The organism is Streptomyces sp. AK02-01A, from assembly GCF_033795305.1.
Taxonomy (GTDB): Bacteria; Actinomycetota; Actinomycetes; order Streptomycetales; family Streptomycetaceae; genus Streptomyces.
Window position 1 is genome coordinate 1 of sequence record NZ_JARBAE010000087.1, and the last position, 11053, is coordinate 11053.

At 68.8% G+C, this 11053-nt stretch carries 9 protein-coding genes; 3 read left to right on the forward strand and 6 right to left on the reverse strand.

The window, feature by feature from the left end:
* Positions 1-232 precede the first annotated feature (232 nt).
* Positions 233-814, forward strand: a complete 582-nt coding sequence (locus PV679_RS35390; protein WP_319685394.1) for a GNAT family N-acetyltransferase — start codon at positions 233-235, stop codon at positions 812-814.
* A gap of 8 nt (positions 815-822) precedes the next feature.
* Here the strand turns inward: PV679_RS35390 and PV679_RS35395 are convergent, their stop codons facing one another.
* From PV679_RS35395 to PV679_RS35420, 6 genes are all read right to left on the reverse strand, one after another.
* Entirely contained in the window at positions 823-2361 is a 1539-nt protein-coding gene (locus PV679_RS35395; RefSeq protein WP_319685395.1) for a type VI secretion protein, read from the reverse strand.
* A gap of 1 nt (position 2362) precedes the next feature.
* On the reverse strand, positions 2363-3805 hold the full coding sequence (locus tag PV679_RS35400; protein ID WP_319685396.1) for an ATP-binding protein: 1443 nt from the start codon (positions 3803-3805) through the stop codon (positions 2363-2365).
* 63 nt (positions 3806-3868) lie between these two features.
* Positions 3869-5422 carry an SCO6880 family protein gene (locus PV679_RS35405; protein WP_319685397.1) on the reverse strand — a complete coding sequence of 518 codons (1554 nt, stop codon included), beginning with the start codon at positions 5420-5422 and terminating at the stop codon, positions 3869-3871.
* Positions 5419-6771: a hypothetical protein gene (locus PV679_RS35410; protein ID WP_319685398.1), complete on the reverse strand. Its 1353-nt coding sequence runs from the start codon at positions 6769-6771 to the stop codon at positions 5419-5421. Before PV679_RS35410 ends, PV679_RS35405 begins: the two co-directional genes overlap by 4 nt.
* Positions 6761-7630 carry a hypothetical protein gene (locus PV679_RS35415; RefSeq protein ID WP_319685399.1) on the reverse strand — a complete coding sequence of 290 codons (870 nt, stop codon included), beginning with the start codon at positions 7628-7630 and terminating at the stop codon, positions 6761-6763. The genes PV679_RS35410 and PV679_RS35415 overlap by 11 nt, the downstream gene beginning before the upstream one ends.
* A gap of 196 nt (positions 7631-7826) precedes the next feature.
* On the reverse strand, positions 7827-8135 hold the full coding sequence (locus PV679_RS35420; RefSeq protein ID WP_003985768.1) for a hypothetical protein: 309 nt from the start codon (positions 8133-8135) through the stop codon (positions 7827-7829).
* Between the two features lie 677 nt (positions 8136-8812).
* Here PV679_RS35420 and PV679_RS35425 point away from each other — a divergent pair.
* Both PV679_RS35425 and PV679_RS35430 read left to right on the forward strand, forming a co-directional pair.
* Positions 8813-9829 carry a bifunctional lytic transglycosylase/C40 family peptidase gene (locus tag PV679_RS35425; protein WP_319685400.1) on the forward strand — a complete coding sequence of 339 codons (1017 nt, stop codon included), beginning with the start codon at positions 8813-8815 and terminating at the stop codon, positions 9827-9829.
* A 348-nt stretch (positions 9830-10177) separates the two neighbouring features.
* Positions 10178-10900 (forward strand): phosphatase PAP2 family protein, encoded by a 723-nt coding sequence (locus PV679_RS35430; RefSeq protein WP_319685401.1) that lies wholly within the window; start codon positions 10178-10180, stop codon positions 10898-10900.
* Positions 10901-11053: the final 153 nt, after the last annotated feature.

Below are 11053 nucleotides of genomic sequence, written 5' to 3' on the forward strand. Positions count from 1 at the left end.
GGTACTGCAGGGGGGACCCTGTGGGAGAGTAGGACGCTGCCGAACAATTGTTGTGGGAATGCCCTGTGCCTTTAGGTACAGGGCATTCCTGCGTTCAGGGCCAATGCGATGGGCCCAGTGCAATGAGGAATGTGCATTCGGCGGTCGGAATGCCTGCGAAACGCGGAGCAGGTGGTCATGGGCGGCCGAAACCGCCTTGCGGCCGAAGGCCCGGCGCGTACAGGATCGGTGCATGAACCATGTGATACGCCCCGTACGAGCCGACGAGTGGGCCAAGGTCAGAGAGATCCGGCTGGTCTCGCTCCAGGATCCAGCGGCGCCGGTGGCGTTCCTGGAGACGTATGAGCAGGGCCTTCAGCACCCTGACTCGTACTGGCGGCAGCGGGCTGCCGGCGCCTCACCGAAGCATGGGAGCAGATCCGTGCAGTTCATCGCAGAGGCGCCGGACGGGACCTGGTCCGGGTCGGTGGCCCTGTTGATCGAGGTGGCCGGCAGCATCGACTTCCTGGGCACCACGATCGAGCGGGCTCAGGGGCATCTCGTCGGTGTCTATGTACGTCCCGAACAGCGCGGCACCGGTCTGATCGGAGAGTTGATCGCCGCTGCCCTGGAGTGGGCGTGGTCGTTGGAGGAGCCGCGGCTCGCTCGGGTACGGCTCTATGTCCACGAGAGGAATCCGAGGGCGCAGGCCGCCTATCGCAAGATCGGCTTCGTACCGTCAGGACAGGTCGTCCCGTTCGAACACGACCCGTCCGCACGAGAGTTGGAGCTGGCGGTCGACCGGCCGGCGGAAGGTGCCGTCAGCAGGGCCTAGACGTCGGCCTAGACGTCGTGAGCCGACAGCTCGTGATGCGGCCAGCGGTCCCGGCCCTGCTCGCGCGAGCGGAGGAGGACCAGCGTGGGCAGTCCCTGGTCCTGACCGGTGGCCAGCAGCTCCGGCAGCAGCGGGAGCGGAGCCACGGCGGCGACGTCGTCGAGGACGAGCGTCATTGGTGGGTCGAGCCGACCGTCAGATGACCGTGCGGCCATGCGGCGGCCGTGCTCGACCACGCTTGAGGTGAGTGCGGTCAGCAGCGGAACCGCACCCGGGCGGGAGCGAGGATCTTCGATCGGCTCACCCACCACATAGAGCGTGCCCCCCTCGCCGACAAAAGAATCCAGAGTGAGCGAATCCGTTCGGTTCGGTGTGCAGGCCTCCCGGATATGGACCGAGGAGAGAGACGACAGCGCACGGGCCGTCAACTGCTGTGCGACCTCTCGCCGTTCAGGATGCGCGGTGAGCGCCGACTCCAGCAGTCCGGCGAGGCCGGAGGCCGCCTTCGGGTGGGTACGGAGGATCCGTACGGCCTCATGGGCGCTCCCGCCCTGGGCCCAGCGGTGCACCTGCTTGAACGGCCGTGCGTCGACCGCCGCGGCATGCAGCCAGCAGCGCAGGAGCGTTTCAGCGGTGTCGGCCATGGCCGCGTCGAGCAGCGCGTGTGGGCGTACGGGCGCGAGCAGTGCGACCGCGCGGGCGGTGGCGGTGGCGGTGTCCTCGCATCCGGTTGTCGGGGACCAGTGGAGGCGGGCCGGAGTGTCGCAGAGATGCCCCGGGTCGTACACGAGAACGGGCCCGAGCTTGGCCCGCGCGTCCTTGGTCTCCGACCAGACGGCGGAGTCGGAGGTGACGACGAGCGCGGCGCCTTCGGAGTCCAGGATCGCCTGGACGGCCGCCGGGCGGCGGGCGAGGGGATCGCCGTACCGCACGCGTGGCGCGGTGCGTGGAGAGGGGACAACAGGGCCGGTGCCGGTCGCGGGGACGGGAGGGAGGAGGGCCGTTGGGTTCGCGGCCGGGTTCGCGGAGCGTGCGGCTGCGGGGACGGCCATCGGCGCGATGTCGGTCCGGGCGTGCTTGGTTGGCATGTCCTGAGCGGCCGGGCCGTCCGCCGTCGGCGTCGCTGCCGGATTCCGTACGGCATCGGTCACGGACCGCTGGTGCCGCTCGTGGTGAAGCTGCTCCCGCCGCCGTGTCCGTACCGCCCGATAGCGGGCCGTGACACCCAGCACGAACACCGTGAACACCGTCAGCACCATGAGCTGACTGATCAGCAGACCCCAGAAGAGTCCGTATCCGGACAGCTCCGCGGGCGGGGTGTCGGGCCAGGCGGCCGCCAGGTCGTGCGGCTTCGACGCGAGTTGCCGTATCGCCATGGGCGTACGGCCGAAGGTCACCGCGTGCGGCCAGCCGCCGTGTGCGAACAGTCCGGCCAGCCCGGTGGCCGTCCAGACCAGCAGCGACAGTCCGAGCAGGAAGGCCAGGAGGCCCACCAGCAGCCCGTCGGGGATGCCCCGCGACTCCTGTCCCTCGTGGCGGCCCGGCATGTCACGCCACCGTCGACTCGGAGGACTCGTTGAACTGCCGTTGCCGTTCCAGCAGAAGAGCCCGCTGCTCCGCCTCCCACTCCGCGGCCCGCATGTCGTCCGGAAGCCCGGCTTCCAGAGCGTCGGCGGCGTCCGATGCCTCGGAGTTCTCCGTCATGGCCCGGTCCGTGAAGACCAGTGGCCGTTCGGCGTCCGTCACCAGATGCTTGACGACCTGGACATTGCCGTTGACGTCCCAGACCGCGATACCGGGCGTGAGCGTCGGGATGATCTCCACCGCCCATCGGGGCAGCCCGAGCACCCGGCCGGTCGCTCTCGCCTCGTCGGCCTTCTGTGCGTAGATCGTCCGGGTCGAGGCCATCTTGAGGATGGCCGCGGCTTCCCGGGCCGCGGCTCCGTCGACCACGTCCGACAGGTGGTGGACCACCGCCACGAACGACAGACCGAGCCGCCGGCCGAACTTCAGCAGCCGCTGGAAGAGCTGGGCGACGAAAGGCGAGTTGATGATGTGCCAGGCCTCCTCTACCAGGAAGATGCGCTTCCTGCGGTCGGGGCGGATCCAGGTGTGCTCCAGCCAGACACCCACGATCGCCATCAGGATCGGCATCGCGATCGAGTTGCGGTCGATGTGCGAGAGGTCGAAGACGATGAGCGGTGCGTCCAGATCGATCCCGACGGTCGTCGGGCCGTCGAACATGCCGCGCAGATCGCCGTCGACCAGCCGGTCGAGGACCAGCGCGACATCCAGGCCCCAGGCCCGGACATCGTCCAGATCGACGTTCATGGCCTCGGCCGACTCGGGCTCCGGATGCCGGAGTTGCTCGACGATGTCCATCAGTACGGGCTGGCGTTCGAGGATCGTCTCGTTGACATAGGCGTGCGCGACCTTGAGCGCGAAGCCGGAGCGCTCGTCGAGGCCGTGTCCCATCGCCACTTCGATGATGGTGCGGAGCAGCGCGAGCTGACCGGTCGTGGTGATCGCGGGGTCGAGCGGGTTGAGGCGGATGCCGCCGTCGAGCGCGGCCATGGGGTCGAGCCGGATGGGGGTTATACCCAGCTCCTGCGCGATCAGGTTCCACTCGCCGTGGCCGTCCTCGCCCTGGGCGTCGAGGACGACCACCTGCCGGTCCCGGAAGCGGAGTTGGCGCAGGACATAGGTCTTCTCCAGCGCCGACTTGCCGTTGCCGGACTCGCCGAGGACCAGCCAGTGCGGAGCCGGGAGCTGCTGACCGTACAACTGGAACGGGTCGTAGATATAGCCCTTGCCGCTGTAGACCTCGCGGCCGATGATCACGCCGGAGTCGCCGAGTCCGGGCGCCGCGGTGGGCAGATAGACGGCTTGGGCCTGGCCCGTCGAGGTACGGACAGGCAGCCGGGTCGTCTCCACCTTCCCGAAGAGGAAGCTGGTGAAGGCATCCGTGAGAACGGACAGCGGATCTCGCATCACTGGCCCCTTTCGGCTCGGCGGCTATCAGCCGTTACAGCGGACTGTCGGTGATCATCAGGATTATCGGCGGATACCGGTCGCGAACGGCAGGGTGTTCACAAAAGCGCGATGGTGCTCGCGGTCGCACCATTCCAGCTTCAGATACGACTTGCCGGCGGAGGCCCTGATCGTCCGTTTGTCCCTGGCCAGAGCCTCGGGCGACCTGGACGACACTGTGATGTACCCGACGAGATTGACTCCCGCCGCTCCGCTGGCGAGATCTTCACCCCGCTGGTCCAGCCGGCCGTGGGCGGCGATGTCACGAGGGTCGACGGTGCGGTTCATCTTGGCGGCGCGGCTCGCCTCCGCCTCGTCGTTCGTCTTCTCCGTGAGCATCCGCTCGATGGCGATCTCGGTGGGTTCGAGATCCATGGTGACCGAGACCGTACGGATCACATCGGGTGTGTGGACGAGCAGCGGGGCCAGGAAGTTGACGCCGACCGGGGTCATCGGCCACTCCTTGACCCAGGCGGTGGAGTGGCACCAGGGCGCGCGGGTCGACGACTCCCGGGTCTTGGCCTGGAGATAGGTCGGCTCCATCGCGTCCAGCTCGGCGGGCCAGGCGTTTCGTTTCGTCATCGCCTGGATGTGGTCGATGGGATGGTCCGGGTCGTACATGGAGTGCACGAGGGAGGCCAGCCGGCTCTGCCCGAGCGGCTGCCGTACACGGATGTCCGCCTCGGCGAGCCGTGCGCAGATGTCGGTGAGCTCGCGGGCCATGACGACGGCGAGGCCCGCGTCACGGTCGAGCTTCTTCGCACCGGCGGCCTGACGCGCGGCGCGGGCCATGGCCTGGGCCTCGGCGGCCAGTTCACGGGTGAAGTGCATGCAGGCGACGAGATACGCGCGGTGCTGCTCGCTGGAGGTGGAGACCATCGACTGGAGATGGTCGTACGAATCCTGGAGCCAGCCGGGAGACGAGGCGTCGCCGCGCTGTGCGACATCCTTGGCGTGCGCGTCGGGATCGGCGGGCAGCGTACGGGCGAGCATCTGGAGCCGGGTGACAAAGCCGTCGCCGTTGGCCACATGCTTGAGGAGCGTGCCGAAGCGGTCGACGAGGGCCTCCTGGTCCTCGCTGTCGCGCAGGCCGACGCCGGGACCCTCGATCTCGATGGCGGCGGTGACGGTGCGGCGGTCCGCGTGGAGCAGGACGGCGATCTCGTCCGGTCCGAAGGGCGCGGCCAGCCAGTTGATACGGCCGATGCCGGGAGGCGGGCCGACCTCGACCTCACGGCCGTCGATGCTGGTGCCGGCCTCCATGGCGGCGGAGCGGTAGACGGTGCCGCTGCGCAGGGTGCGCTTGAAGCTGCGGTTGATCTCGTACCACTTGTAGAACGTGCGGTGCTTGTACGGCACGTACACCGCGGCCAGTGCGATCAGCGGGAAGCCGGTGAGCGTCACGATCCTCAGCGACAGGACGGGCACGAGCAGGCCGCACATCATGCCGAGGAAGGCGCCGGCGATGATCAGTGCGATTTCGCCGGTCTCGCGGTTCTTGCCGACGATCGCGTTCGGCCGGGCGCGGCCGATGAGATACGTACGGCGGGGCGCCATCGGTTGGACCTGGGTCGTCAACGCCCTCCACCTCCAGTGCTGTTGTTGCCGGTGCCGGTATTGCGTGAACTGTGCGGGGTGCCGCCGGTCGGACCGCCGTTACGGGGCGGAGGCGCGGCGGAGGGACCATGTCCACCGCCGGCACCGCCTCCGGAGCCGCGGGAGCTGTGTGCGGCGATGCCTCCGGAGACCGGATTGGCGGGCCGGCCGCCACCGCCTCCGCCGCCGTCACCCTGCTGGTGGTTGCGGCTGCTGTGGGTCTTGATGCCCTGGGAGACGAGGGCGGCGGGAGAGCTGATGACCGCGGCGGCCTGGGAGCCGTCGGTGGCCTGCTTGCGGTTGGTACGGGAGGAGGCGATCTCGTCGCCGAAGCCCGGTACGAAGCGGTAGATCATCGCGGAGGCGAAGATCGCGAGCAGGATGATGGCGAGGCCCGACACCACGGCGGAGAACGCGTCGGGTCCGTCGTCGGCGGAGAGCGCGCCGGCCAGGCCGAGGACGATGACGATCACGGGTTTGACCATGATGACCGCGATCATGATGCCGGCCCAGCGGCGGACGTGCCCCCACATGTTCTTGTCGACGAGCCCGGCGTAGACGGCTGTGCCGAGCAGGGCTCCGACGTAGAGGAGCGCGGCTCTGATCACCAGCTCCAGCCAGAGCACTCCGGCGGCCAGGATCGACACGAGGGAGACGACGATCAGCATGATCGGCCCGCCGCCGATGTTGTCGCCCTTCTTGAGGGCTTCGGCGAAGCCGCCGAAGAAGACGTCGGTCTGCCCGCCGGTGGAGGTGGAGATGACCTCGGTGACGCCGTCGGTCGCGGAGACGACCGTGTAGAGGATGAGCGGTGTGAAGGCCGAGGCGAGGACGGTCAGCCAGAGGAAGCCGATGGCCTCGGAGAGCGCGGTGGCGAGCGGCACGCCGCGGATGGCGCGCTTGGAGACGGCGAGGAGCCACAGGACGAGGGTGAGGACGGTGGAGGCGGCGAAGACGACGGCGTACTGCCGGAGGAAGGCGGCGTTGGTGAAGTCGACGTTGGCGGTGTCCTTCACGGCGTCGCTGAGCTTGCCGACGATCCAGGCGGCGGCGTCGGCGCAGCCGCGCGCCAGGGAGGAGAGAGGGTCGAGGGCATCGGCGGGGTCGGAGGGAGGGCCGATGCGGCGGGCGCCGCTGTCGCCCTCTTCGCAGAGATCCCTGGCCTCGCCGAAGATGAGGTCGCAGACGTTGTCGCTGGCCTTGGGCGTAGGAGTTGGAGACGGGCTCGGCGCGGCGGACGCGCGCGCGGCCAGAGTGATCACCAGCGCGGACGCACCCGTCAGCGAGACGGCGAGCGACGACGCGCTGAGACGGCGGCGGCTACCGGGCATAAGTGAAGCCTCCATATCCCTGAACGGCCTCGGCGATCTCGTCGGCGGTGGAGGCCCTGTCGCCTCCGCTGACGGGCGTGGGACCTTCGGTCTGGCTGGAAGAGGTGATCTTCCAGTCGCCGCCGGTCCACTTGAGCTTCTCCGTCATGGTGAACCAGGTTTCGGTCACCGGCTTGGTGGAGCCCTCGCCGGCCAGGCCCACGAGGCCGGTGGACCAGACCTCGACGGTCGCCGCGTCAGGACTCAGCGCGGTGACCTTCGTACCAATGGGCAGGGTCCTGGACACGAACGTGAGACCCGTGGCCGCGGAGCCGTCGTCGTTCAGTCCGACGTTCTTGAGGAAGTCCGGTGAGTAGGCCCTGTCCAGATCGCTCAACAGACCGTCCGCGACGGCGGGATCGTGCGTGGCGCGGATGATGTCTCGCCGGGATTCGGCGCTGAACATGCCGTCAGATCCGAGCGCCACCGTGTAGTTCGCCGCCGCGCTCGCCGCGCCCTGTTCGTTCCGCGCGAAGCCGGACGGGATCGCGCCGTTCTTTCCCGTCACCGGCTTCACGCCCGTTGCCGCCGTCGGGGCCGCTCCCGGTCCCGATCCCGTGGCCGCGCCTTTGCCGCCGCCGCCGGAGGCGTCGTCGTTGCCTCCGCCGCGGTTCGCGAAGGCGATGGCCGCGATGAGCAGGATCACCACGCCCACCATGGTGATGAGGGAGCGCGAGCCGCGCGCCGGGCGGCGCGGGCCGCCGTACGCGTCGCCGCTTCTGGCGTCGGGCAGCCGCGTACGGGTCTGGCCCGTGCCGCCGAAGCCCTCGTCCGTACGGCCTTGGTCGCCGCCGTAGCCGTGCTCGTCACCGAAGCTCATGCCGCGTATGCCCCCTCAGCCGTTTGCGGTTCCGCGTGGTCCGTGTCGTAGTACGACGGTAGCCGTGCTGGTTGCCGCGCGGGCGCGGTGTGGTGACTCGACATCAGGGTGACGCAACCTCAGCCGGTGGGCGCGACGGACGGGTGGTGTTGAAGTGGTCCGGGCACGCCCGGTGCGGACTGACGGGACGGCGGGGTCAGACGGCCATTCCGTACACGATGGTGAAGAGCGTTCCGAGTGAGCCGATGATGAAGACTCCGGTCAGTCCGGCGACGATCAGGCCCTTGCCCTGCTCGGCGCTGAACGTGTCCCTGAGCGCGGTCGCTCCGATCCGCTGTTTGGCCGCACCCCAGATCGCGATACCGAGGCAGAGCAGGATGGCCACGGCCATCACGACCTCGATCATCACCCGAGCCTCGTTCCCCAATGTCCCGAAAGGCCCCCAGTTTGGGGCGATGCCACCGATGATGGTGGTGATGTCGCCCTTTTCGGCCGCCAGGTACATGTAACTCACCGCCCCTGTTGGGTCGTTCACGCCCGGGCCTCATGACACGGGTCACTCTCTATCTTCGCTGATGGAACCGGCGTCGTATGCCGCTTGGCGGCTCTCTTTACCCGATCCCCGCACATATGACCGACGCCGGCTCCCTGACCTGGCGCGGACCGGGCAGGCGAGTACGCGTATGGTTACTCTGTGTATCACGGAGCGTGACTCCGGGCAATGACTGTCGTTGTTACACCTTTGCGGAAGACCGCGCTCCACAAGAGATATGACGGGCCGTCGGGCCGCTCACCAGGGGTCCGACGCGGTTGCCGGGCGGAGGCGCCGGCGCCTCTCGTGTGAGTCGGCCGGGAATCGACCGGTGTGGGACGGGATCGGCTGTCTCGACGCCGATCCGCGTGATGTCGTACGGCATCACGCGTCGTCTGGTGGAGGCGCCGGCCGCGTATCTGTGCCGGGCCAGCCGTATGAGTGAACTCGCGGCCTCGCGTGCTGTCCGGCGGACCCTCGGACGGCCATGGCGGGAGGCGTCCTTCGCGAGGAGCGGCGGCCGGCGGCCACGACGACTTTTGGCCATCCGGCGGCCCTCTTCCGACGTCCTCGCCGTCCGCCCCCTGAGCAGGGCCCGCCGCGCCTACACTGGCGCACGACAGTGGCCCTGACGCGAAGGGTGTGTGACGGTGCGTAAGGCATGGCTGGTCGCGGCCGCTGTCGGTGGGCTGTGTGTGAGCTTCGTCGCTCTGCTTGTCGTGGGCACCTATTCCGCCGCCGCCGGGCTCGGAACCGGCGGGCGGGCCGTGGGACTGGCCAAGGGCGCCGTGCCCGCTCTCTATCAGCAACTCGTCGAGAAGTGGGGCAACTACTGCCCTGCCATCAATCCGGCCCTGCTCGCCGCGCAGTTGTACCAGGAGAGCGGCTGGAACCCCTCCGCCCAGAGTCCGGCTGACGCCAGAGGCATCGGGCAGTTCATCCCCGGGACATGGGCGGCGCACGGGATCGACGGGGACAAGGACGGCGACCGGGACATCTGGGACCCGGCCGACGCGATTCCGTCGGCGGCTTCGTACGACTGTGAATTGGCTGGATACGTCAAGGACGTGCCCGGCGACCAGACCAGCAACATGCTTGCGGCGTACAACGCGGGCGCGTACGCCGTCATCAAATACGGAGGCGTTCCGCCGTACCGGGAGACGCAGAACTACGTCAAGGTCATCCGCACCCTGGAGAAGAGTTTCGCCAAGCCCGTCGGGCGGGTCGCGCCGTCGCGGCAGGCCGCCGGGGCCATCTACTTCGCGCAGCGGAAGCTCGGTACGAAGTATCTGTGGGGCGGCAACGGAACGCCGGAGCAGGGCGGGCGCTTCGACTGTTCCGGACTGACGCAGGCCGCTTACCGGACCGTGGGGATCGAGCTGCCGCGAGTCGCCAATGACCAGTACAACGCGGGTGAGCATCCCGCACGGGACGAGTTGCTCCCTGGTGACCTGGTCTTCTTCTCGGACGATCTGACGAATTCGCGGGCGATCCACCATGTGGGGTTGTATGTGGGCGGCGGGTACATGATCAACGCTCCGTACACCGGTGCCGTGATCCGGTTCGACAAGATCGACACCGCCGACTACTTCGGTGCGACCCGGGTCACCGAGGACGGTGCGGCGTCCTTGCCGACCGATCTGCCGGCGAGCCGGACCGGCGCCTGACCCGGCTGCCGCGTCGCGGCGGCCGGTGGGCTTCGCCGGGCTTCGGAGGACGTCGGACAGCCGTGGACGGTGCCGGTCGACCAGAGGCGGAGGACGGCGGTGGCTGACGGCGGGTGGCCGGAACTCTCCGTCAGACAGAGGCCCTGAGCTGCGACGATGTGTCACTCTTCGATAACGTCATGGTGATCGTTCGGTGGAGAGTGGAACCCGCGCGGCGAGTAGGCCGTTCCCTGGACGAGAGCTGCGGTATTGATCTCGCAGCATGTTCCGTACCGACCAACGGGGTTGGCGGAAGCTGCGCACACGGTCGCGTGGCGCGGCAGGCGACGAGGCAAGGGGCCGCAGCAGATGGCTGGACTCGCACTGGATGGGTCGAACCCCGACGTCAGCCTGCTCTATGACATCAATGGGCTGGCCAAGGACGCACCGGCGTCGTTCGACCGCGTCATGGAGTTCGTCGGCGAGTACGGGATCCTGGTCGCGCTGGTGCTCGTGGTCGTCTGCTGCTGGTGGAGCGTGCGTCGGCACGGCTCGCTGGAGGACTCGGTCACGGCCGTGGCCGGACTTGTCTGGGCGCCGCTCGCCGCTGGAGTCGCGGTCCTGGTGAACGTCCCGATCCGTGGGTTCGTCGAACGGCCGAGACCGTTCCTGGACCACAAGGGCCTTGAGGTCCTGGTGGCCGGGAAGACGGACTACTCGTTCGTCAGCGACCACGCCACGATGGCGATGGCCATCGGCGTCGGTGTCTTCGTCGCCCAGCGGAAGTTCGGTCTCGCCGCGCTCGCGCTCGCGGTGATCGAGGGATTCTGCCGGGTCTACATGGGTGTCCACTACCCGACGGACGTGGTCGGTGGCTTCGCGCTCGGTACGGCGGTGGCCCTGCTCCTGACTCCGCTCGCGCTCGCGCTGCTGACCCCGCTGCTGTCCGCCGTCTCCCGTTCGGCGCGGCTGGGCTGGTTCGTACGGTCGCGGGCCGCGCGTGAGGCGGACCTGACAGCGGACTCCGGCGCCGGGACACGGCCGCTCGGCATCCCGGAGCCGCGCCCCGACGACAACAATCTCGCCGCGTGACGGTCGGCGGCGGCCATCCGCGCGAGTGATCACCGGCGACCGTGGCCGGGACAGGGCCTGGGCCCTGTCTGACACATCCCGCCTGGCCTGCGACGCCTGGCACGCACGCTCACCGCGTTGTCGGAGTCATCCGAGTACGTCCAGTACACGGAT